The 23,170-nt window shown below is 57.1% G+C and carries 25 protein-coding genes; 8 read left to right on the top strand and 17 right to left on the bottom strand.

Features of this window, described 5'->3' with window-relative positions; all coding sequences use genetic code 11:
• Positions 1 to 127 precede the first annotated feature (127 nt).
• From IB226_RS00705 to IB226_RS00695, 3 genes are read left to right on the top strand one after another with little or no spacing between them, the layout of a single operon-like run.
• Complete coding sequence (locus IB226_RS00705; RefSeq protein WP_101763530.1) at positions 128 to 496, top strand: ArsC family reductase; 369 nt, start codon at positions 128 to 130, stop codon at positions 494 to 496.
• A 1-nt stretch (position 497) separates the two neighbouring features.
• Positions 498 to 1,625 carry a succinyl-diaminopimelate desuccinylase gene (gene dapE / locus IB226_RS00700; protein ID WP_179449927.1) on the top strand — a complete coding sequence of 376 codons (1,128 nt, stop codon included), beginning with the start codon at positions 498 to 500 and terminating at the stop codon, positions 1,623 to 1,625.
• A gap of 18 nt (positions 1,626 to 1,643) precedes the next feature.
• Complete coding sequence (locus IB226_RS00695; protein ID WP_008108368.1) at positions 1,644 to 1,832, top strand: YpfN family protein; 189 nt, start codon at positions 1,644 to 1,646, stop codon at positions 1,830 to 1,832.
• Positions 1,833 to 1,879: 47 nt separating this feature from the next.
• On the opposite strand, the gene ypfH is transcribed toward IB226_RS00695, so the two are convergent.
• The 6 genes from ypfH to dapA form a co-directional block, all read right to left on the bottom strand.
• Complete coding sequence (gene ypfH, locus IB226_RS00690; protein WP_101763528.1) at positions 1,880 to 2,575, bottom strand: esterase; 696 nt, start codon at positions 2,573 to 2,575, stop codon at positions 1,880 to 1,882.
• A gap of 73 nt (positions 2,576 to 2,648) precedes the next feature.
• Complete coding sequence (locus IB226_RS00685) at positions 2,649 to 4,580, bottom strand: tRNA(Met) cytidine acetyltransferase TmcA (protein WP_192233055.1); 1,932 nt, start codon at positions 4,578 to 4,580, stop codon at positions 2,649 to 2,651.
• Positions 4,581 to 4,606: 26 nt separating this feature from the next.
• Entirely contained in the window at positions 4,607 to 5,479 is an 873-nt protein-coding gene (locus tag IB226_RS00680; protein WP_192233053.1) for a neutral zinc metallopeptidase, read from the bottom strand.
• Between the two features lie 214 nt (positions 5,480 to 5,693).
• On the bottom strand, positions 5,694 to 6,407 hold the full coding sequence (gene purC, locus IB226_RS00675; protein WP_097097668.1) for a phosphoribosylaminoimidazolesuccinocarboxamide synthase: 714 nt from the start codon (positions 6,405 to 6,407) through the stop codon (positions 5,694 to 5,696).
• 144 nt (positions 6,408 to 6,551) lie between these two features.
• The gene (gene bamC / locus IB226_RS00670) at positions 6,552 to 7,580 is read right to left on the bottom strand and encodes an outer membrane protein assembly factor BamC (RefSeq protein WP_101763526.1); all 1,029 of its coding nucleotides are present in this window, start codon (positions 7,578 to 7,580) and stop codon (positions 6,552 to 6,554) included.
• 14 nt (positions 7,581 to 7,594) lie between these two features.
• Entirely contained in the window at positions 7,595 to 8,473 is an 879-nt protein-coding gene (gene dapA, locus IB226_RS00665) for a 4-hydroxy-tetrahydrodipicolinate synthase (protein WP_101763525.1), read from the bottom strand.
• A gap of 143 nt (positions 8,474 to 8,616) precedes the next feature.
• Here dapA and IB226_RS00660 point away from each other — a divergent pair, with 143 nt between their 5' ends.
• Entirely contained in the window at positions 8,617 to 9,183 is a 567-nt protein-coding gene (locus IB226_RS00660) for a glycine cleavage system transcriptional repressor (protein ID WP_217548954.1), read from the top strand.
• A gap of 140 nt (positions 9,184 to 9,323) precedes the next feature.
• On the top strand, positions 9,324 to 9,791 hold the full coding sequence (gene bcp, locus IB226_RS00655) for a thioredoxin-dependent thiol peroxidase (RefSeq protein ID WP_192233049.1): 468 nt from the start codon (positions 9,324 to 9,326) through the stop codon (positions 9,789 to 9,791).
• Between the two features lie 32 nt (positions 9,792 to 9,823).
• Here bcp and IB226_RS00650 read toward each other — a convergent pair whose 3' ends face one another.
• From IB226_RS00650 to IB226_RS00610, 9 genes are all read right to left on the bottom strand, one after another.
• On the bottom strand, positions 9,824 to 11,416 hold the full coding sequence (locus tag IB226_RS00650) for a sensor domain-containing diguanylate cyclase (protein WP_101763522.1): 1,593 nt from the start codon (positions 11,414 to 11,416) through the stop codon (positions 9,824 to 9,826).
• Positions 11,417 to 11,581: 165 nt separating this feature from the next.
• A complete protein-coding gene (locus tag IB226_RS00645) occupies positions 11,582 to 12,400 on the bottom strand; it encodes a phosphodiesterase (protein ID WP_225608171.1) in 819 nt (272 codons plus the stop codon).
• 70 nt (positions 12,401 to 12,470) lie between these two features.
• The gene (locus IB226_RS00640; RefSeq protein ID WP_192233045.1) at positions 12,471 to 13,454 is read right to left on the bottom strand and encodes an ABC transporter ATP-binding protein; all 984 of its coding nucleotides are present in this window, start codon (positions 13,452 to 13,454) and stop codon (positions 12,471 to 12,473) included.
• Positions 13,451 to 14,263 carry an ABC transporter permease gene (locus IB226_RS00635; protein WP_192233043.1) on the bottom strand — a complete coding sequence of 271 codons (813 nt, stop codon included), beginning with the start codon at positions 14,261 to 14,263 and terminating at the stop codon, positions 13,451 to 13,453. The genes IB226_RS00640 and IB226_RS00635 overlap by 4 nt, the downstream gene beginning before the upstream one ends.
• Positions 14,260 to 15,123: an ABC transporter permease gene (locus IB226_RS00630; protein WP_192233041.1), complete on the bottom strand. Its 864-nt coding sequence runs from the start codon at positions 15,121 to 15,123 to the stop codon at positions 14,260 to 14,262. The genes IB226_RS00635 and IB226_RS00630 overlap by 4 nt, the downstream gene beginning before the upstream one ends.
• Positions 15,123 to 16,136 carry an ABC transporter substrate-binding protein gene (locus IB226_RS00625; RefSeq protein ID WP_192233039.1) on the bottom strand — a complete coding sequence of 338 codons (1,014 nt, stop codon included), beginning with the start codon at positions 16,134 to 16,136 and terminating at the stop codon, positions 15,123 to 15,125. Before IB226_RS00625 ends, IB226_RS00630 begins: the two co-directional genes overlap by 1 nt.
• Entirely contained in the window at positions 16,133 to 17,158 is a 1,026-nt protein-coding gene (locus IB226_RS00620) for a substrate-binding domain-containing protein (protein WP_192233037.1), read from the bottom strand. Before IB226_RS00620 ends, IB226_RS00625 begins: the two co-directional genes overlap by 4 nt.
• A 126-nt stretch (positions 17,159 to 17,284) precedes the next feature.
• The gene (locus IB226_RS00615; RefSeq protein ID WP_192233035.1) at positions 17,285 to 17,893 is read right to left on the bottom strand and encodes a DsrE family protein; all 609 of its coding nucleotides are present in this window, start codon (positions 17,891 to 17,893) and stop codon (positions 17,285 to 17,287) included.
• A 23-nt stretch (positions 17,894 to 17,916) separates the two neighbouring features.
• Positions 17,917 to 18,522: a DsrE family protein gene (locus IB226_RS00610; RefSeq protein ID WP_101763514.1), complete on the bottom strand. Its 606-nt coding sequence runs from the start codon at positions 18,520 to 18,522 to the stop codon at positions 17,917 to 17,919.
• A gap of 309 nt (positions 18,523 to 18,831) precedes the next feature.
• Between IB226_RS00610 and IB226_RS00605 the strand changes: the two genes are divergently transcribed.
• The 3 genes from IB226_RS00605 to arsC are packed head-to-tail and all read left to right on the top strand — an operon-like array spanning position 18,832 to position 20,979.
• The gene (locus tag IB226_RS00605) at positions 18,832 to 19,104 is read left to right on the top strand and encodes a hypothetical protein (RefSeq protein ID WP_192233033.1); all 273 of its coding nucleotides are present in this window, start codon (positions 18,832 to 18,834) and stop codon (positions 19,102 to 19,104) included.
• A gap of 59 nt (positions 19,105 to 19,163) precedes the next feature.
• Positions 19,164 to 20,627: a M48 family metallopeptidase gene (locus tag IB226_RS00600; protein ID WP_192233031.1), complete on the top strand. Its 1,464-nt coding sequence runs from the start codon at positions 19,164 to 19,166 to the stop codon at positions 20,625 to 20,627.
• A 4-nt stretch (positions 20,628 to 20,631) separates the two neighbouring features.
• Positions 20,632 to 20,979, top strand: coding sequence for an arsenate reductase (glutaredoxin) (gene arsC, locus IB226_RS00595; protein ID WP_192233029.1), 348 nt, complete (start codon positions 20,632 to 20,634; stop codon positions 20,977 to 20,979).
• Here the strand turns inward: arsC and hda are convergent.
• Positions 20,976 to 21,677 (bottom strand): DnaA inactivator Hda, encoded by a 702-nt coding sequence (gene hda, locus IB226_RS00590; protein ID WP_036649513.1) that lies wholly within the window; start codon positions 21,675 to 21,677, stop codon positions 20,976 to 20,978. The genes arsC and hda overlap by 4 nt on opposite strands.
• 93 nt (positions 21,678 to 21,770) lie before the next feature.
• Entirely contained in the window at positions 21,771 to 23,054 is a 1,284-nt protein-coding gene (uraA, locus tag IB226_RS00585; protein WP_192233027.1) for a uracil permease, read from the bottom strand.
• Positions 23,055 to 23,170 lie beyond the last annotated feature (116 nt).

The raw sequence follows: 23,170 nt of genomic DNA, 5'->3' as shown, positions 1-23,170 counted from the left end.
AAAATTTATAACGGCTTAAGGGTCATGAAAAATGGGTGAATAAGGCCGGCTTTCACTGTCAGCGCTCACAGCCCTTAGAGCGCTGTGGTAAACTCGCGCTTTATTTTTTACTCAACGGGAATAAGCGATGACAGCGCAGTGGGTGATGTACGGAATTAAAAATTGCGACACGATTAAAAAAGCACGCAACTATTTAGCGTCTTCCGGTATCGACTACTGTTTTCACGACTATCGCGTGGAGGGCATTGACGACGCGCTGCTGCAATCGTTTATCGATCAACTCGGTTATGAGGCGCTGCTGAATACGCGCGGTACCACGTGGCGCAAGCTGCCGGAAGCCGAACGCGACGCGGTAAACGATGCCGCCAGCGCCAAAGCGGTGATGCTGGCGCAGCCTGCCATCATCAAGCGTCCGGTGTTAGCCGCGCCGAATGGCGATCTGCTGGTCGGCTTCAAAGATTCCCTTTATTCCGCCTTTATCCAGGAGAAGTCATAACATGTTCTGTCCGGTTATTGAGCTGGCTCAGCAGCTTATCCGTCGCCCGTCACTCAGCCCGGATGATGCCGGTTGTCAGGCGCTGCTGATTGCGCGTCTGGAAGCCATTGGCTTCACGGTTGAGCCAATGCACATTGGCGATACGCTGAACTTTTGGGCGACGCGCGGCCAGGGCGAAACGCTGGCGTTTGCCGGTCATACCGATGTGGTGCCGCCGGGCGACGCCAACCGCTGGATCAGCCCGCCGTTTGAACCCAGCATCCGCGACGGCATGCTGTTTGGCCGCGGTGCCGCCGATATGAAAGGTTCGCTGGCGGCGATGGTGGTGGCAGCGGAACGCTTTGTGGCCGCTAATCCGCAGCATAAAGGTCGTCTGGCGTTTCTGATTACCTCCGATGAAGAAGCCAGCGCGGTTAACGGAACGGTGAAAGTGGTTGAGCGCTTGATGGCGCGCAACGAACGCATGGATTATTGCCTGGTCGGCGAACCGTCGAGCACCGAGATTGTGGGTGACGTGGTGAAGAATGGCCGTCGCGGCTCGATGACCGCGAATCTCACTATTCATGGCGTGCAGGGCCACGTAGCCTATCCGCATCTGGCGGATAATCCGGTGCATCGCGCCATGCCGGCGCTGAATGAGCTGGTAGAAACCGTGTGGGATGAAGGCAACGAATTCTTCCCACCGACCAGCATGCAGATCGCCAACGTGCAGGCCGGAACCGGCAGCAACAACGTAATTCCTGGCGAATTCTTTGTGCAGTTCAACTTCCGTTTCAGCACGCAGTTGACCGATCAGATGATTAAAGATCGCGTGGCGGAGCTGCTCGATCGTCATCAGCTGCGCTATACGCTGGAGTGGAATGTTTCCGGCCAGCCATTCCTGACATCACGCGGTAAGCTGGTGGATGCCGTGGTGAACGCTGTGGCGCACTATAATGAAATTAAGCCGCAGTTGCTGACTACCGGCGGCACCTCCGATGGGCGCTTCATTGCGCGCATGGGTGCGCAGGTGGTGGAACTGGGCCCGGTGAACGCCACCATTCATAAGATCAATGAGTGCGTGAAAGCGTCAGATTTGCAGATGCTGAGCCGTATGTATCAGCGCATCATGGAACAGCTGATCGCCTAAGCGCGAAGGAGAAAGGGGATGGAATTCTTTAAAGAGTACTGGTGGATCCTGGTGATCCTGCTGATGGTTGGTATTTTGATGAACGTTTACAAAGACCTAAAACGTATCGACCATAAAAAATTCATGGACAACAAACCGACGTTACCGCCGCATCGTGATTTCAACGATAAATGGGATGACGAGGACGACTGGCCGAAAAAGAAATAATCGTCATATCGCAAACGGCGCGATAACTCGCGCCGTTATGCATCCTGCTACATCATCATCACCACATCATCATCGCCCGGCTTCGCACCGCTCAGCGCCTCATCGAAGTAACGACGCGGCACGGTATAACGCAGATGATTCAGCGCCAGCTCCATGCTGCGATCGTTAATCGCGTGCGGTAAATCTTCCACCACATCCAGCGTGACATCGCCGCCCAACGAAATCAGACGTTGCTTCGCCTCTTCGGCGTGCTGCAGCGGGATCTGTTCGTCGTAATCGCCATGAATCAGATGAATGGTGTTACGCGTGCTGGCCCGCAACGGCAGCGTGGCATAGCGGCCGCTAAACACAATCGCGCGTCCCGCCAAATCCGGCTGCGCTTTCATGCCTTCCAGCACCATGATGCCGCCCTGGGAAAAGCCCACCAGCGCCGTGGCTTCGGCACGCACGCCGCTCTCTTGCTGCCAGTGACGTACCGATGCCACGAACTCAGGCATGATCGCATCCACGCCCTGCTGTTCCGAACGATCGTGCGGCGGAATATCGGCAAACCACTGACGTCCTTGCGGCACGCTGCCCGCGTAAGGTGCGCCGACCGACACCACCAGCGCTTGCGGGAACGCTTTCGCGAACCAGCTACCAATCTGCGCCATCGAATCCGGGTTGTCGTTGATGCCGTGATACAGCAGAAACAGCTGTGCTGCACTGCTGGGTTGCTGAACAATTACATATCGTAGTGCCATAAGATCCTCCTCAAATCACTATACGCCGCTGCTGGCACAGAGATATCGGGAAAATTTGAACGAGATAATGGATTTATTGCAATGAACGCAGCCGCTGCGCCGCGTCGGGATTGAGGCGAATCAGTGCTGCGCCAGCTTCCGATCGCAGCTGGTTTATCAAGGCTTTACGACCGCTGAGACCGGCATGTTGCGCGGCATCGGTTAGCGTCTGTTTTTGCAGCAGGATGGCATTCAACAACGGTGAAGGAGACTGGCGCACCAGCCGCTGTAGCGCCGCGTAGCTGGCTTCGAACGGGCGCTGCGCCCAGGCAAAACCGGCCAGCAGCGCCCAGTCATCCTCGTTTAGCTGCTGGCTGGCATCGCTTACCAGCGTTAACGGTAAATCTATAATCGCTTGCAGCCACAGCCAATCACGCGCCAGGCGCTGCGCTGCCTGCTGTTGTAGCACTTCACCTGCCGCCGAGATTGCCAGCATCGCCATCGCGGCATAGCAGCCGCTGCTGGCTTCGCGCTGCGAGCCAATCCGCACCAGCGTAAAACCGCAGGCGCGCCAGAAGTGCCACAAGGATTCGGTGTAGCCGAAACTCACCGAGAGATAATCACATTTCTGCGCCTGCTGACGTGCGGTGGCCACCAATGCTTTGCCGATCCCACGCTGACGCTGTGACGCCTGCACCGCAATCCGGCTAATGCGCAGTGAGCGCAGCGTTGCCGCCTGCGCGAAACCGGCATGGGCCGCCAGCGATTGCGCCACCAGATTGCCGCGCGGCCGACGATGACCGGCCCACACCGCGTCAGCCAATGACTGATCCAATCCGCCCTCTTCCACCAGCCACAACGCGCCGGTTACCTGTTCGGCTGCACCCGCCAACCAAAAACGCATGCCGGGCGCATCCAGCATGCGCCGTAAATCCAGTGGCGAAGTGCGATAGTGCGCACTGGCAAGCAGGCGATAGCCCGCTTCCAGCGCCGTTATGTTGTGGTCCGGTGTGGCCGGGTAAATGGCGATCTCACCGCTTGCGCGGCTCTCCTGCGCATCTTCAAACAGCAACGCCTGGCTGAGCCATTGCTCCAGCGGATCGTTCGGCGACCAGCGCAACGGCTCGTCGAGCTGGAAGAGGCGCACATCCGGCAAGGTGGCGCAGAAGCGCAGCATAAAGCCGCGTCCGGTGCCTTCGTAACCTTGCACGGTGGTGATAAGCAGCACGCGCGGGAAACGTTGCACCAGCTGTTGCAGGATGGGCGCGGGAATGGCGGCCGCTTCATCGACAATCAGCCACTGCGCCTGAGGCGTCGCTTCCTGCGCGAGAACGGCATCGGGCGCCATGAAACTGAAATGCTCACCTGCAAACGCTGCCAGCACCGCCGTGGAGACTTTGGCCGGCGCCGTGACTAAACAGTGTTGATTGCGCTGCGCCAGCATGCCGGCCAACGCCGATTTGCCGCGACCGCGCGCGGCGGTGATCACTGCCACGCCCGGCGGCATCGCTTCAAGCTGTTCAAGGATTTGCATCTGCTGCTGCGGCGCCTGACAGCGCCAGTCGGGCAGATGCGTTTCCACCGGATAACGCACCGCTTGATGCTGACGTTGCAACATCACCTGCGCGTCTTGCCGCATCAGCGATTGCAGATGGTGGATAAAGTGCGGCGTGGCGATCGGTTCAGCGACATCCGCCCAGCGCAGGCTGTCGGCATCGGTCTGCCTGGGCCAGCTTTCCCAATCAGGCGTTAACAGCAATAACCAGCTGCCCGCGCGTAAGGTTCCGGCCAGTGCTGCAAAAGCTTCGGCGTGAAAACCGCGGCGAGCATCAAATATCGCATGCTGGAATTCACGCCCCAGCAAGGTGCGTAAAGCCGCGGGCGCAACGGCGTGCGGGAAATCGGCGCTGTCGCTCACCGTCAGCCAGTCGCCGGGCAGCGCGGTATGCCAACCTGTGGCCTGCTGCTGCGCCCACTCCTCATCACCCGCTATCACGCAAAGGCGGCGAATGCCTGCACGCTGCATCGCCGCCGTTTGTTCAACCAGGGAGATCACTTGCTAGCGAAGGTGTTGCACTGGCCGGGATCGCCGCTATCGAAACCGCGTTTCAGCCAGGTGTAACGCTGCTGAGAGGTGCCATGGGTGAAGCTATCCGGCACTACGCGGCCCTGACCTTTCTGCTGCAGACGATCGTCGCCAATCGCTTCAGCTGCGTTGAGTGCTTCCTGCAGATCGCCCACTTCCAGAACGTTTTGCTGCTCCATGTAATGGCCCCAAACGCCGGCGAAGCAATCCGCCTGCAGCTCCATTTTCACCGACAGCTGATTCGCCTGCGCCTGGCTCGCGCCCTGCTGCATCTGACGCACTTTTGGCTCAATGCCCAGCAGCTTTTGTACGTGATGCCCCACTTCATGCGCAATCACGTAGCCTTGCGCAAAGTCGCCACCGGCACCGAGTTTGGTTTTCATGTCATCGTAGAATGACAAATCGATATACACGGTTTGATCGGCAGGACAGTAAAACGGCCCCATCGCCGATTGGCCAGTGCCGCAGTTGGTGCGCGTTGCCCCGCGATACATCACCAGCTTCGGCGGCACATACTGTTTGTTCATCTGCTGGAACAGCTTGCTCCAGGTATCTTCGGTGGTTGCCAGAATCACCGAGGTGAATTTGGCATCTTCGTTACTCTGCGCGGTGTTTACCTGACGCTGCTGCGACGTTGGCGCGACACTGCCGCCGCCGCCTTCCAATAACGCGGTGAGGTCGTAGCCGTAATAGCCGGCAACAGCGACCACCACCAGCAAGATAAGGCCGCCTTTGCCGCGTGGAATGCGGATTTGCCGTCCCCCGCCGCCGCCAAGGCCAGGTGAATCATTGCGTCGATCTTCTACATTGTCGCTTTCACGACGCCCTTGCCAGCGCATGGTCTAACTCCTTTAAACATGTTTGGCATGATTTTAGTTGGCGGCAGCGGTAAGCACCAGTGTTGTAGTGACAGCACGGCAAGAATGAGAGAAATGGTGTGATAAAGGAGGAAGGAATTTGTAGCGGCGCGATTTATCGCGCAATGTCTGGAAGGTGCACCGACCGTAATAGAGCGCGATAAATCGCGCCGCTACGGGCCGGTGCAAACAGGACTTAATCCAGCTTCACACCCAAACGCTGTGCAACTTCTTCGTACGCTTCAACCAAGCCGCCAAGGCTCTGACGGAAACGGTCTTTGTCCATTTTATCCAGGGTGTTTTTGTCCCACAGACGCGCGCCATCTGGCGAGAACTCATCACCCAGCACCACTTCGCCGTTAAACAGACCAAACTCCAGCTTGAAGTCGACCAGGATCAAACCTGCGTCATCAAACAGTTTACTCAGCACATCATTGGCTTTGAAGGTCAGCTCTTGCATGCGTGCCAGATTCGCTTTGCTCACCCAGCCGAAGGTTTCGCAATAGGATTCGTTGACCATCGGGTCGTGTTTGGCGTCATCTTTCAGGAAGAGATCAAACAGCGGTGGATTGAGCACAATGCCCTCTTCCACACCCAGACGTTTTACCAGCGATCCTGCCGCTCGGTTGCGCACCACGCACTCCACCGGCACCATCTCCAGCTTTTTCACCAGCGCTTCGTTATCTGACAGCAGCGCTTCCATCTGGGTCGGAATGCCCGCTTCCTGCAATTTGGTCATGATGAAATGGTTAAACTTGTTGTTTACCATTCCTTTGCGATCAAACTGCTCGATTCGTGCACCGTCTCCTGCTGACGTATCGTTGCGGAATTCAAGTACCAGCAGATCCGGATTATCGGTGCTGTATACGGTTTTCGCTTTACCGCGATACAACTCAGCTCGCTTTTGCATCTTGTTAACTCCAAACATGAAAGAACCCGTGTTCAGCGGTGTTTCACCGCGCGCCGATTGCGTGACGCAATCGTTTACTTCGCCGGGCGCTATTATGCCAAATCCAAAACAAAAAGGCCGGAGAATCTCCGGCCCTTTGGCAATTTATTTCAGCGCACCTTGAATCACCTGCACCAGCGCGTCGTTCTGCGCCTGGGTTAGCACGTGACCTTTCGGATCGATGAACTGCAGACTGCTGCGGTTATCCAGATCGCCAACCTGCAACTTGTAATCGCCGTTTGGCAGTTCTGGATCTTTGGCGCCAATCTGATCCCACACGCCGCTGCCCGGCTGTTTGTAGGTCACTTTCAGGCTGCCCTGCGAACGGTTGTCATCCGTGATTTCCATGCCCACGCGTTTCAGCGCCGCTGGCAAACGCTGCCAGGTGACGTTAAACGGTGCGCGCAGAATCAACAGCGGTAAACCGGTGTCATCCGCGCCGCTCTGCACATCAATCTGTCCGGTGGCACGGTTGGCCGCCGCATCCTGGCTGGCAGAATCGACTTTATCCAGACCGGTGCTGATGTCGTTCAACATCTGGCCGGTATAGCGTTGAATCTGTGCCGGAGAAGTAACGGCTTGACCAGACTGCTGCAGTTCCAGCAAACGTACGGTCAGCACTTGCTGATAGCTCTGATTCTGCACGCTGATCTGATAGCGACCGCGATACTGGTTATCTTCGTCAGCACGGTTCCACTGCACCCAATCGGTGGTCAGCTGTTGCGAAGCGTCATCACGCTGGGCAATCGGGAACTTGTAAGACTGAATCACACCCACAACCTGCGACCAGATAGAACCGCGACTGCTTTCCACTGCCAGCACGCCCGTATTACCGGTGAACTGCGCACGCGTGCCGTTCAGCAGCGCCAGCGGCTGGGCTGGCGGACGAATATCCAGCTCTTTACCAACCGCGCCTTTCGCCACGCTGTGCGGAACATCGTAATCCCCATTCTGCAACGGCAGAATCATGCCCGCGGGGGCTTTTAAATCATGCAGCTCAGGCGCCTGCAGGTAAGATTCATCCCCGCTGACCTGGCGCTTATAACGCTGATCGTTGGAACACGCTGTGAGCAGCATCAGGGTGGAAAGGCCCACTACCGTTGCCAGCGTCGAGCGCTTAACTGAATAACTCATTGATTCTCCCTAAATTATCGCAGACCCGCTTTAATCAACGCTTGCGCCGTTTTCGTCTGACCAGCTTCGGTCAGTGGCGTCATTGGCAAGCGCAGCGTGTCATCCGCGATTAATCCTAGCTGTTTTGCTGCCCATTTCACCGGGATTGGATTGGGTTCACAGAAAAGCGTCTGGTGCAGGTGCATCAGACGCTGATTCAGGCGACGCGCTTCGGCGAATTTGCCCTGTTGCGCTAAGGCACAGAGTTCAACCATTTCACGCGCTGCAATGTTAGCCGTGACCGAAATTACGCCTTTGCCGCCCAGTTGCATGGAGTCCAGCGCCGTAGCGTCATCGCCGCTGACGATGATGAACTCATCATTAACCAGCTCTTGGATCTGTGAGACACGCGATAAGTTCCCGGTGGCCTCTTTGATTCCGATAATATTTTTAATTTCGGCCAAGCGCGCGACGGTTTCCGGCAGCATGTCGCAACCGGTACGCGAAGGAACGTTATACAGCATCTGCGGCAGATCGGTACTTTCCGCAATAGCTTTAAAGTGCTGGAACAGACCTTCCTGCGTCGGACGGTTGTAATAAGGCGTGACCGTTAAACAGCCCACCACACCGCTGCCGGTAAAGCGTTTGGTCAGAGAGATGCCTTCAGCCGTGGCATTTGCGCCGGTGCCGGCTATAACCGGAATACGGCCATCCGCCAGTTCCAGGGTTTGCATAACCACATCACCGTGCTCGTCATGGCTGAGCGTGGCTGATTCGCCGGTGGTGCCAACAGAAACAATCGCCGCGGTGCCGCTGGCAACATGATAATCAATCAGTTTTTTCAAACTTTCGCGGCAGACATTACCTTTTTCATTCATTGGCGTAATGAGCGCAACAATACTTCCGGTGAACATGGGCTATCCCCTCGACAAACAAGTGCCTCATGTTACGTTTTACATTGAAAGAAAAGCAAGCGAGCCACGCCATTCCCGCGCTTGTCAGCAGTTTTTTTTATGTTTACCTTATAGTTATTAGCGAACGTACAGGAAATGCCATTTTGTCGCAGTCACAGCCTCACCATCTGGTGATCACCGCACTGGGCGTTGATCGTCCGGGTATCGTCAATACCATCACCCGCCACGTCAGCAGCTGCGGCTGCAACATCGAGGACAGCCGTTTAGCGATGCTGGGCGATGAGTTCACTTTTATCATGCTGCTGTCCGGTAGCTGGAACGCGATAACCCTGATTGAATCGACGCTGCCGATGAAAGGTGCCGAGCTGGAGTTGCTGATTGTAATGAAGCGCACCAATGCGCGCGCCACGCCACCGATGCCCGCCACCGTATGGGTGCAAATCGAAGTGCCGGATTCACCGCACATCATTGAGCGCTTCACCGATCTGTTCGATAAACATCAGATGAATATTGCCGAACTGGTGTCCAGAATTAAACCGGCGCAGGATGACGTGGCACCGACGCTCTATATTCAAATAACGGCGCACAGCCCGGCCAATCAATTCAGTGCGCCCATCGAGCAGGCTTTCAATCAGCTGTGCGAAGAACTGCATGCACAAGGCTCAATTCGTCTTTATAGTGTCACCGACGATGCTAATAGCACCGTTTAATCAGGCTCCGGGTTATTTCGCCACACACTCTGCCGCTGCGGCAAACCGTGTGGTGAAATAACCCTGACGGTAAACACCACCTGGCACTTTTGCTCTTGATGGTGTATTACCCACAGCATGTAAAAAAATGGAGAGTTGTGATGAATCCACTGAAAGCCGGTGATACCGCACCGAAATTTAGTTTGCCCGATCAGGACGGCGAACAAGTAAATTTGGCCGACTTCCAGGGACAGCGCGTTCTGGTCTATTTCTATCCGAAAGCCATGACGCCGGGTTGCACCGTGCAGGCTTGCGGTCTGCGCGACAACATGGATGAGTTGAAAACTGAGGGCGTTGTTGTGCTGGGTATCAGCACCGACAAAGCGGAGAAGCTGTCACGCTTTGCCGATAAAGAGCTGCTGAACTTCACGCTCTTATCGGATGAAGATCATCAGGTGTGCGAGCAGTTTGGCGTCTGGGGCGAGAAAACCTTTATGGGTAAAACCTATGACGGCATTCACCGCATCAGCTTCCTTATTGATGCCAACGGCAAAATTGAGAAAGTGTTCGACGATTTCAAAACCTCCAATCACCACGACATCGTGCTGGATTATCTGAAGTCAGCCTGAGGTAAACGGGTGCGCAGGCCGCACCCGGAGCGTTAATGCGTAATGCTGCTGACCAACGCATCCTGACCGGAGATCATCACGCAGTTGCGTCCAGCATTTTTCGCCTGATAAAGCGCGGCATCGGCTTGCTTGAGGCTCTGCTCCTGCGAACCACTTTCCGGCTGCCAGTCGGCAATGCCCACCGACAGCGTGACATTGCCAACCTGATCAATCCAGTTTTCTGCAATGCTGATGCGCACGCGCTCGGCCAGAATGCGTGCGTCTTCCACCGACGTCGCAGGCAGCAACATCAGGAACTCTTCCCCGCCGTTACGGCACACCACATCGGTTTGACGGGCGCTGCTGCGTAAGGTTCGCGCCACATGTTTAATCACCTCATCGCCGACATCATGACCGAAGGTATCGTTGACCCGTTTGAAATGATCGATATCCAGCGCCAGCACCGAGAACGGTTGGCGCATGGTGGCGAAGTAGTCGAGCACCGCGCTCAGGCCTCGACGGTTAAGCAGATTGGTCATGGGATCGCTCTGCACTTCCGATTTCAGGCGACCAATCTTATCCTGCACTAAACCAATACCGGTGAGCAGCGCGCGTTTGACCTGCGCCGCTTCGAAATACCAGGCGCGAATGCCGCCAATCTCGTTCGACACGCCCTGGGAATCCATCTGGCTGGCTTTGCGCGCCAGTTGCCACAGCGGCAGCGCAATCAGACGCGCCAGAATCACCGCCACCAGCAAGGTCAGCAGCGCAAATGGCACCGAGTTTTTCAACACTTTCAGCAGCAAGCCGGTGAGCGGCGCCAGCGTCACATCGGTGGGTTTCAACGCCACCACCATCCAGCCGGTGGTGGGTACGATGGCGTAACCGGCCAGCTTAGGCACGTTCTCTTCCGTCAGTTGCACTTCACCGTTGGTTTTCTCCTCGCGTTGGCGATCGCTAACGATGCCCGGCACGCTTTTACCAATCAGCTGGGTATTCTGGTGGTACAGCACCTGATTATTGCGATCCAGCACGTAAACATGCGTGCCATCGCGATAGAACTGCTCGCCGAGCAGCGCGTTGAGGATGCTTTTCTTCTTCAGATAGATGGTGCCGCCGACGTAGCCAAGGTAACGTCCGTCTTTGCTCCAGATCGGCCAGGAGACAAACACAATCAGATTATTGGCGGCGGAGATGCTGGGTTTGCTGACCATCGGCTGACGCTGCGCCAGCGCTTCACGCGAAGCCTGGCTGGTGAGCTGCATGCCTTTCAGCATCAGCGATTCGGGTGAAATGGCTTTCACGATGCCGTTGCTGTCCACCACCGCCACCGAGTTAAAGCTATTAGTTTGCTCACGCAGGCGATTGACTTCCTGCTGCGCCAAATCGGCATCATCAAAATCATTGCCCAGCTGCGTCGCGCTGTAGTGCAGCTGCGACTGAGCCAGCTGAAAGAAGACCTCCGTCGTCGCCGCCAGTTTAGTGGCGTAAGCGCGATTGGCTTCGAGGGTGCTTTCGATCAGGACCATACGTTGTACGCGCCAGGTGGCGTACAGCGTGTTGGCAAGTGTGATGACGATGCTGGTGATCGCCAACAGCGCGATCAGCGTGCGCAGGTCAGTTTTTGGCCGCAGGCGCGTTAGCATAGCGCAACGACCTTAGTGAATAGATTCATCGATATGTGTGCCTGACAGTCTTGTTATAGTTGGATGCACTTGCCCTGGTGAGCTAACGGGCGATTGTACACCCACAACGCAAATTGAGCACGAAGCATCCTGTCAGCCACACACAATTCTTTCTCTACGCTGGCGCTAATCGATCAAACCGTTGGCATCGTAAAACGGCCACGGACCGGGATAATCGCCGATAGCACACAAATGCGTGCTCATGCCCTGCTGCGCATGCCAGCGATGCAGCAGAAAACCGGGCGGCTCCAGCACAAAATTCGCCGGTGCATTTTCCGCGAGATCAAACGCCACCTGATGCGATACACCCGGCGCCACGCACGCCAGCGTACCGGCAAAGCGCGCCTGCACCGAGCGGTGCAGATGGCCGCTCAGCACGCGTTCCACCTGTGGATGGCGCTGGATAATCGCCGCCAGCGCCGCCGGATTGCGCAGCGGCTGGTTATCCATATGTTCGATGCCGCAAAGAAACGGCGGATGATGCAGCATCACCAGCGTCGGCAACTGCGGCTGGCGCTGCAACTGCTCATCAAGCCAGCGCAGCTGCTCTTCATCCACATAGCCCCACGGCTGCTGTGGCACGCTGGAATCGAGCGCCAGCAGCTGCACGCCTTTCACCTGCATCTGCCAGTTCAGGGTTGCTCCGTGCTGCAGATAGTGATGATCCGGAAACGCCGCACGCAGCGCCTGGCGATCGTCGTGGTTACCCGGCATCAGCAGAAACGGCAGCTGCAGTTGGCGCAGCGCCTGCTTTAACGTTTGATACTCTGCCGCGGTGCCGAAATCGACCAGATCGCCGGTAATCACCACCATGTCGGGGCGCGGCGCAAGGCGGTTTAGCGTCTCAATCACCTGCAGTAGCGCGGCTTGAGTGTCGACTTTTTTGTAGGATAAACGGCCGTTGGCCTTAATGTGTAAATCGCTGATTTGCGCGATGAGCGTCATTGTTTCAGACACGAATTTTTTCCTTTGGATGTTTAAGCGCGGCGGTCGCCATTTATGGCGACCGGGCCAATTAAGAAAACTGCAGCGCGGCGTCCTGCGCCAGCGTCCAGCTCACCGCTTGTCCGGCATGCCAGGCTTCACGCGCGTGGCGATCCACCTGAATGGGCGTCGCCAGCCCGATGTCGATCATCAACCGCTGCGACGCGCCCAGAAAGGTGCTGGCAACAATAAAACCCTGGCGCGGATAACGCTCATCGCTGGCCAGCAGTACATCTTCCGGGCGGCAAAAGCGCTGCGGATGGCCGCGTGTATCCACATCTACGCAGTTAATCGCGCCCACAAAATCGGCGACAAATTTTGACGCCGGATGCTGATAAATTTTCTGCGGCGTATCGATCTGCACCAAACGTCCCTGCTCCATCACCGCAATACGGTCGCCGAGCGCCATCGCTTCCTGCTGATCGTGCGTTACGTAAACGGCGGTGATCGCCAGCTTCTTCAGTAGCGCGCCGATCTCCAGACGCAGACGATCGCGCAGGCGCGCATCCAGCGCCGCCAGCGGCTCATCAAACAGCAGCACTTTGGGCTGCGCGGCTAACGCGCGCGCCAGCGCCACACGCTGCTTCTGGCCGCCGGAGAGTTTGTCGATGCTACGCTGCGCCAGCGCGGTGAGATCCACCAGCGCCAGCATCTCCTGTACGCGCGCTTCCCGTTCGGCACGCGCCACGCCCTGCACTTTCAGGCCGTACGCTACGTTCCCGGCCACATTGAGATTCGGGAACAGCGCGTAGTTCTGGAACACCATGCCGACGTTGCGTTTTTCAATCGGTAAAGCGGTAACGTTGCGATCGTCAAACCACACTTCGCCGCCGACATCGCAGCTCTCCAGCCCGCTGATAATGCGCAGCGTAGTGGTTTTGCCGCAGCCGGACGGCCCCAGCAGCACCAGCGTTTCGCCGGCATGCACCGTGAGATCAAGCGGTTGCAGCGCCTGATGATGATTAAAGTGACGTGCGCAGCCGCGCAGCGTCACGGTAACGGCCGCAGGGTTCATGCTACCTCCTTGTGTTGGCGCGAAACCGCGCGGTTAAGCCAGTGATTCACGGCATTGAGCATCAGCAGCAGCGGCAGAATCATCAGAATGAAAATCAGCGTGTAGGCGGAGCCCACTTCCAGCCGCATTGAGGCATAGCTGTCGGCAAGGCCAACCGGCAAGGTTTTGGTCAGCGGCGTGTGCAGCATCCATGTAATGTTGAATTCACCCACCGACAGCGTGATCACCATAAACGCGCCAGCAAGAATGCCGTTGCGGCAGTTTGGCACCACCACGGTAAAGAAGCGCTGCCACAAGCTGGCACCGAGGCTGGCCGAGGCTTCTTCCAGGCGCGGCATATCCACCGCCTGCATCACCGCCAGCACTGGCCGCATCATAAACGGCAAGGTAAACAGCACGTGACCAATCAGGATGAACAGCCAGCTATCACGCAAGCCGGAAAACTGGCCGTAGAGCAGAATGATGCCGAGCGCGGTTGCCAGACCGGGCAGCGCCACCGGCAGCATCAAGCACTCTTCAATACGCGCCGCCCAGCGGCCCGGCGCTTTCAGCAATCCCCACGCAGCGGGAACGCCAATCACCAAGGTAACCAGCAGGCAGAACAGCGCGACCAGCAGCGACAGCCAGAAAGTATCGGCGTACATCTGCCACACTTGCTCCACCCACTTCAGCGTGAAGCCGCTGCGCAGGCCGATGAAATAGTTATTGGTGACGCCCGCCAGCATCGACAGCACCACCGGCACGATCATAAACAGCGCGGTGATGGCGGTGATCAGCAGTTGCAGGCTAAACAGTCCACGACGTTTCATGATTGCGCCTCCTTAGCCTGCGCCAGACGGCGCGCCAGCATCAGCGCCAGCCAGGCGAATCCGCCCATCAACACTGACAGCGCCGCGGCGGTGGCGAAGTTGGCGTAGTTGGTGAACTCGCCGTAAATGGTCAGTGGTAGCACCGCCAAATCGGTGCCGAGCGTAAAGGCGGTGCCAAAAGCGCCCATGCTGGTAGCGAAGCACAGCGCGCCGGTAGAGAGCAGCGCCGGTTGCAGGCCGGGCACAATCACGTCCCAGGTGATGCGCCACTGGCTGGCACCGAGCGAACGCGCTGCTTCTTCCAGCGAGCGATCGAGTTTTTCACTGGCTGCTACCAGCGTGAGGATGGCGCGCGGCAGTGAGAAATAGAGGTAACCGATAAACAGGCCCGCCAGCGAATAGGCCAACGTCCAGCGTTCATGCAGCAAACTCATGCTGATTTGCGCCAGCAATCCCTGACGTCCAGCCAGCATCACCACCAGAAAACCCACCACCACGCCGGGAAACGCCAGCGGAAAGGTCAGCAACGCCAGCAAGGTGCCGCGCCCGGCAAAGCGCTGGCGTGCCAGAAAGCAGCCGACGATAGCGGCGATGAGTAACGTCACCAGCGTCACCGCCAGCGACAGCAGCACGGTGTTCAGCAGGCTCAGCAGATAGTGCGGCTGCGTGATCACCGTCCAGTAACCGCTGTGCTGGGTGCTGCGATCGTTCTGCATGCCGATTTGCAGCAGGCGGGCAAACGGCAGCAGCCAGAAAGCGCAAAAGAACAGCAGCGCGGGCAGCGTCAGCCACAACCAGCGGCTGCCCGGTTGCGTCGGTATCTGGCGGCGCGAGGCCGCCAGCGTGTCAGCCATCGACATTAACGCATCTCGCTCAGGTATGTCGCCGAGAAGGCCTTCTGCGCATCGGCCATCTGCTGATAGTTCACGGTTTGCGCACGCGCATAGTCGCTGTCTGGCAGGAAGAATTTCTTAGCGTCAGCGGACATCGCCGAGGTGCGTACCGGACGCAGGAAGGCATTAGCCCAAATCGCCTGACCTTTATCCGACAATACGTAGTCGATCACTTTCTTGCCGTTGTCTGCGTGCGGCGCGTTCTTCACCAGGCTGATGACGTACGGCACCGTAACCGTGCCCTCTTTCGGGATCACAAAGGCGACATTGGCGTGATCTTTATATTTGGCGCGGTAGGCGTTGAAGTCGTAGTCGAGCAGGATCGGAATCTCACCGGAGATCAGGCGCGCGTAGGCGGTCTGCTTCGGTACGATCGGCTGGTTAGCCTGGAGTTTTTTGAACCATGTCAGCGCGGGTGTGAAGTCCTGCATGTTGCCGCCCTTCGCCTGGTTGACCGCCACGGCCGCCACGTAACCGACAAAGGCGCTAGCCGGATCGAGGTAGCCGATCATGCCTTTGTATTCAGGCTTCAGCAGATCGTCCCAGGATTGCGGCACCGGCGCGCCGCCCAGCGCATCAAGGTTAACCATAAAGCCCATGGTGCCGGAGTGCAGCGCCACCCATTTGCCGTCGGGATCTTTCATTCCCGCTGGGATCTCGTCCCAATGCGCGGGCTTATAGGCGCTGATGACACCGGCGCTATCCGCCTGGATGCCAAAACTGACGCCGTAATACACCACATCTGCCACCGGATTGCCCTGCTCCGCCACCAGCTGCGCCAGCGCCTGGCCGGAGTTTTTATTGTCCTGCGGCACCTGAATGCCAGTGTCTTTAGCAATAGCGTTAAGCTGGGTTCCCCAGTCCGCCCATTCGGGAGGACAGTTGTAGCAAATCGCCGTATCGGCGGCCTGCGCCAGCGAACTGAACAGCGAACCGGCGGACAGTGCGAGCGCCCCGGCAATCATTGTGACTTTTTTCATGATGGTTCCCTGATATTGGCAATGGAAGAAAAAGAGGTTGCTGGCGCGGCGATACTGGCGCCGAGCCTTAATCGATGTGGCAGCACGCGCGTGCCGCGGCTGGCTTGTTGTAACAGCATGTCGATCGCCCCGGCGCCGAGCATGTCAGCTGGCTGGCTTACGCTCGCCAGCGACGGCGCGATCTGCTCGCCGATATCGATGCCATCAAAACCCATCACCGACAGCTGCTGCGGAATGCGCACTCCGGCGCGCGCCGCAGCACCAATCAGGCTGATGGCGAGCAGATCGTTGGTGCAGATCACCGCGCTGAGCGGCGTGTCGCCACTCAGCTGCGGCTGCAGCAGCGCGAAATCAGATTGGGTATGGCTGGGCATTTCGAGTACCGGCAGCGCGCGCAATCCGGCCTGCTGCATGGCATCGCAATAGCCCTGATAGCGCAGACGGGCGCGATCCGATTGCAGCATAGGACCGGCCACCATACCGATGTGGCGATGTCCGAGCTGCAGCAGATGTTCGGTGGCTTGCTGCATCGCCTGGCGGTTATCGACGCAAATCGCGGGCCAGTGCGTGGCTTGCGGCACGTTATGCGTCAGGACAAACGGCATGCTGGCTTGATGCAGCGTATGCAGGATGGCGCTGTTGTCGGCGTCGGCGACGGTAAGAACCAAACCGGCAACGCGCTGGTTCAGCATGTGCTCCACCATCGCCGCTTCCCGCTCGGGCTGATAATCGCTGGTTGCCACCAGCAGACCGTAACCGGCGGCACGCGCCTGACGCTCCATCGCTTGCAGTTGACGGGCGAAGATCGGATTCAGCAGCGACGGCAGCAGCACGCCGAAGGTGGTTGAACTTTGGGTACGCAGTTGGCGGGCAATGTGATTGGGGCGAAAGCCGAGCTGCTCAGAGGCGCTCAACACCTTTTCCAGCGTGTCAGCCCGCAGCAGATGCGGATCAGAGAATGCGCGGGCGGCGGTAGCGCGAGAAACGCCAGCCAGTTTGGCCACGCTGATTAAATCGGACATGTTCGCCTCGTAAAGTGCCAATGAGATCGATCTCATTGGCGCTTAAAGTAGCGGCGAACTGTGACAGCAACATCGCGGATAAATGACAGCGGGATGACAGCAGCGCGAACTGCTGTCAGGCAGAAATCAGAGCATCAGGAAGGCGTAACCTTCGTTCTGCAGCGACGCCACGGTGGTGCCGCTCGACAGCGTGTGGGTGACGCGCGTATCGATCCAGTTGCGCTCCAGCTGATGGAAAGCCACCGACTGATCGCAAATGGTCACCTTCACGCCAGCTTTTTTCAACTCATCAATCAGCTTGAGATTGGGGTTATCGGTGCCGTAGGTTTTGCGGAATTGCTCATTATTCAACGCCGCAGGAACCGCATCGCTGTTAATCGACACCACAAATTTCAGCTGATCGAGCGGTACGCCCGCCGCGTAATAGAGGTTGGTGACGCGTGCCACGCGCTCCAGCCCAAGGTTCGGCTGACGCACATCGCCTTCATTACGGTTGATCTGGAAGACGATTTTATTGCTCAACCCTGGCGTGGTGGCCGGATTGTAGTCCGGCACATTCACAAAGTGGATTTTGCCGTAACCGTAGATCGCCGGCGTGCTCCAGAAATCAGCCGGTTCACTTTTCTTGTCAGCAAATTTGTCGCTAACCTTGTCGACCAAATCGGGGAGCTGTAATACATTGCCGCCGACAAACCCTGCCAGAGCCGCAATAACGATATAGGATGCTGGACGCATTTCACTTCTCCTGTGCCTGAAATTTACATCTGTAAGAGTGCATAACCCTGATTTTCCAGCGTCGACACGGTCGTCGGGCTGGAGAGTGCATGAATCACCGATGGGTCAATCCACTCTCTCGGGAAGTGATGGAACGCCACCGACTGATCGCATACGGAAACCTTCACGCCCAACTTATTCAGTGCGCCGATCAGCGCCAGATTGGGGTTGTCCGCTTGGTAGAACTGCTGGAAATGTGCGTTATCCAGCATCGCTGGCGTGGCATCACCGGTGACCGATACCACAAAGTGCAGGTCGTCAGCGGGCACGCCCGAAGCGATATAGAGATTGACCACGCGCGCTACGCGCTCCAATCCAAGATTTGGGCGCGTCATCTCCCCTTCACTGCGGGTAATTTGAAACACCACTTTGTTGCTTAAACCGACCACCGGTTTGAAAGCCGCATCCGGTTCGTAATGGATTTTGCCGTAGCCGTCGACGGCGGGCGTGCTCCAGAAGCCGTCGGGATCGGCGGGTGCAGAGGAGAAATGGCTGACAACACGCTGATACAGGTCATCACCTTTACTCACGGTGGCGCCAACAAAGCCACCGACAATTGCGATAAGGGCGTATGAAACTACAGAACGCATAAAAACTCTCCGGCTTACACTGCGCGTCAATTCACAGTCCGTTTGAATAAAGTGCCTTATCTATACCACAGCGTGAGCAAGGCAAAAGTCCTGTAGTGACGGGCTGTCCGACGTTTTCATTGCGTGAAAAATAATTAGCAAGGTTAATTGAAAAAGGGTTTCGATTGTCGCTTTGGCAGGAGTTGAGAAATGCGTGGCCGTGAAATTGTTATCCTAATACAGGGGGAATAAGTTTACGTGCGTTTAAAATCCGTCCGATGATAACTGTGTAGCATGCTCTGCGCGTCGCCTTCACGATTAAAAACGCTGATGGATAAAGCGGGCCAACACCGCTCATTTGCCGCCGCTTTTCAGAGTAAACCTGGAAAAGTTCATGCCAAATTCAATAATTTTGAGCAACTTTACGTAACTTTAACTTTTACGAGTGAAGAAGCCTGTTTAAATCGCGGCGTGCTATTCAATTTTTTGCTGCAATTTCGTCATGCTGTAACCCTTTTTTCATTTAAAGCGCATGAATCTTCATCGTTTGCTTGTCGCCGCAGTCTGGTTAAGATAGAGCGCGTTCCGCAAAGGGAAAAATAGTGCAGAACATTTGAACCACTTACCTGTCCAATTTCGGGTGACTTTTACAGGATCAAGGCATGTTTAACCGGTTGAAAAAATCAGTGCTGGCGGCCCTTATTCCTACGCTGCTGCTGACGCCTGCGCTGAGTGCGCGCGCTGACGTTAGTGATACGCTGCCCGACATGGGCACCACAGCAGGTTCAACGCTTTCGATTAATCAGGAACTGCAGATGGGCGACTTCTACGTGCGCCAGCTGCGCGCCAGTGCGCCTCTGATTAACGACCCGCTGTTGAATCAATACATTAATGAGCTCGGTCAGCGACTGGTGGCGCATGCCAACTCGGTGCGCACGCCGTTCCACTTCTTTTTGATCCAGAACGACGAACTCAACGCCTTCGCCTTTTTTGGCGGCAACGTGGTGCTGCATTCATCGCTGTTCCGCTATACCGATAACGAAAGCCAGCTGGCGTCGGTGATGGCGCACGAAATCTCGCACGTCACGCAGCGCCATCTGGCGCGCGCCATGGAAGAGCAGCGACGTAATGCGCCGCTGACCTGGGTCGGCGCATTGGGATCGATTCTGCTGGCAATGGCCAGCCCGCAAGCCGGCATGGCGGCGTTGACCGGTACGCTGGCGGGTGCGCAGCAAGGCATTATCAGCTTTACCCAGGGCAACGAGCAGGAAGCTGACCGCATCGGTATTCAGGTTCTGCAACGCGCTGGATTCGATCCGCAAGCGATGCCGACTTTTCTGCAGAAGCTGGCGGATCAGAGCCGCTTCTCCTCCAAGCCGCCGGAAATTTTGCTGACGCACCCGTTACCCGACAGCCGACTTGCCGATGCGCGTAACCGCGCCAACCAGATGCGTCCGGTGGTGGTGCAGTCGTCGCAGGATTTCTACATGGCGAAAGTGCGCTCGCTCGGCATGTACGCCACTGGCCGCAATCAGCTAACTGATGACCTGCTGAACGAATACGCCAAAGGCAACGTGCGCGAGCAGCAGGCGGCGCAGTACGGCAAAGCGATACAGTTCCTGCAGGCTAAAAGCTTTGATAGCGCCAAACGGGTGATCGCCCCGCTGCTGGCGAAACAGCCGGATAACGTCTGGTTCCTCGATATCATGACCGATATCGACATCGGCCTGAATCAGCCGCAGCAGGCGATCGCCATGCTCAGCAGCGCCAAAGGCAGCAGCAGCAATCCGGTATTGCAGTTGAATCTGGCTAATGCCTATGTCGAAGCAAAGCAGCCCGCCAACGCCAGCCGCATCCTTAATCGCTACACCTTTGCCCATCCAGACGATGTTAACGCCTTTGATCTGCTGGCGCAGGCCTCTGCGGCGCAGGGTTTGCGCGATGAAGAACTTTCGGCGCGCGCGGAAGGTTTGGCGCTTAACGGCCAGCTCGATCAGGCGATCTCCACCTTGAGCAGCGCCAGCGCGCAGGTGCCGCTCGGCAGCCTGAAACAAGCGCGCTATGACGCACGTATCGACCAGTTCCGTGAACTGCAAAAGCGTTTTAAGGTTTATCAAAAAGGATAAGAAGATGGTCAGCATTTATCACAACCCGCGCTGCAGCAAGAGCCGCGAAACGCTGGCGCTGTTGCAGGAGCGAGGTATCGAGCCCGATGTGGTGCTTTATCTTGAGACGCCGCCCGATGTCCCCACGCTAAAACGTCTGTTGAAACAGCTCGGCATGCACAGCGCGCGCGAACTGATGCGGCGTAAAGAGGACTTGTATCAAGAGTTGGCTTTAGCGGATAGCGCGTTAAGCGAGGCTCATCTGCTGCAAGCGATGGTGGATCATCCGAAACTGATCGAACGCCCGATTGTGATCAATGGCGAACAGGCGCGTATTGGTCGTCCACCCGAAGCGGTGCTGGAGATTATCTAAAGCTCCAGCGCTTCTTTAACAAAAGGAATGGTGAGTTTGCGCTGGGCGCTGATGGAGGCGCGATCGAGACGATCCAGCGTATCAAACAGCGTGCGCATCTCACGGTCGAGGCGTTTCAACAGGAAGCGCCCGACATCTTCCGGCAACTCAAAACCACGCAATCCGGCACGCAGCTGCATCGCCTGTAATTTGTCGTCATCCGAGAGCGGCTGCAAACGATAAATCTGTCCCCAGTCGAGACGTGAAGCCAGATCCGGTAAGCCGAGATTGAGCTGACGCGGCGGTCGATCGCCGGTTATCAGCAAACGCGTTTTACCGATTTCCAGAATACGATTGTAGAGATCAAAGATCGCCATTTCCCACTCCGGATCGCCCGCGATGCACTCGATATTATCAATGCACACCAGCGCCAGATTCTCCATGCCTTCCAGAACTTCCGGCACAAACCAGGTGCGCTTATCCAGCGGCACATAGCCCACCGCTTCGCCGCGCGCCGAGAGCTCCGCACAGGCGGCATGCAGCAGATGACTACGGCCACCGCCTTCGCGCGACCAGAAATAGAGATAGCTACCGTGTTGCTGAGAGAGTGCGCCTTGCAGCGCCGCCAGCAGAGACGTGTTTTCCCCCGGCCAGAAACTGGCGAAGGTTTCATCATCGGGTAAATAGAGTGGCAATGAGAGCTGTGCCGGCGTGTTCAGAAGTACCTCAACGGATGAGCGGGCAGAAAACCGCGCAAGTTTATCACGATCTTTGCCGGAGATGAACCGGGCTTCCCTGCCCGGCTTGCAGCCTTAACTTTCGCGCTTCTCTTCAGCGTCCAGCACCACCTCTTCCGGGCGCAACACGCTGATTAAACGGAAGATCAGCGCCAGACCCACGCCAACAATAGTCGCCAGCGCCATACCTTTCAGCTCGGCCGCGCCGATATGCACTTTGGCACCGCTCACGCCGATGATCAGGATCACCGAGGTCAGGATCAGGTTCTGCGCTTTGTTGTAATCCACTTTAGACTCGATCAGCACACGAATACCGGACGCGCCAATTACGCCGTATAGCAACAGCGATACGCCGCCCATCACCGGCACAGGAACCGCCTGAATCGCCGCCGCCAGCTTGCCGACGCACGAGAGCAGAATGGCAAAGATCGCCGCGCCGCCAATTACCCAGGTGCTGTACACGCGGGTAATCGCCATTACACCGATGTTCTCGCCGTAAGTGGTGTTCGGCGTGGAGCCGAAGAAACCGGAGATCATGGTGGATAAACCGTTAGCGAACATCGAGCGGTGCAGACCCGGATCGCGGATCAGATCTTTCTTCACGATATTCGCGGTGACCACCAAGTGACCCACGTGCTCGGCAATCACCACCAGTGCGGCTGGCAGAATGGTCAGCATCGCCACCCATTCAAAACGCGGCGTGTAGAAGGTTGGCAGCGCAAACCACGGCGCATTTTCCACCGCGGTCCAGTCCACAATGCCCATCGCGTAAGAGAGCGCATAGCCGACCAACACGCCGACTAAAATCGGGATGATGGCGAGGAAACCACGGAACAGCACCGAACCAAACACGGTCACCGCCAGCGTCACCATCGAGATGATCACGGTTTTGCTGTCTGGCGATGTGCCGTCAGCAGGCAGCAGGCCGGCCATATTCGCCGCCACGCCCGCCAGTTCCAGACCGATAACCGCGACAATCGCGCCCATCGCTGCCGGTGGGAACATCACGTCCAGCCAGCCGGTACCGGCTTTCTTGACGATCAGCGCCACCATACAGAACAGCAAACCGCAGAGAATAAAGCCGCCCAGCGCCACTTCATAACCCAACGGCAATAGCAGCAGCACCGGCGAAATAAAGGCAAAGCTCGATCCGAGATAAGCGGGGATTTTGCCTTTACAGATAAACAGATAGAGCAGCGTTCCGACGCCGTTAAACAGCAACACCGTGGCCGGGTTGATGTGGAACAGAATCGGCACCAGCACGGTTGCGCCGAACATGGCGAACAGATGCTGTAAGCTGAGTGGAATGGTTTGCAACAGTGGCGGACGTTCGCCCACACCAATAGCACGACGAGTCATTATTATCCCCTATCCTCTTCGTTCTTCGAGCCATGGCTGCGTTGGCTCGAATAACTCGAGGATGACAATGTTGTGTTTTTGCCAAAAAAAAGCCGACTCTCTGGCCGGCTGGTTTC

It is taken from the genome of Pantoea sp. PNT03 (assembly GCF_014852515.1).
Lineage (GTDB): Bacteria > Pseudomonadota > Gammaproteobacteria > Enterobacterales > Enterobacteriaceae > Pantoea > Pantoea leporis.
The sequence above is the reverse complement of the archived record's forward strand: the minus strand, read 5'-3'. Positions and strand labels throughout refer to the sequence as shown.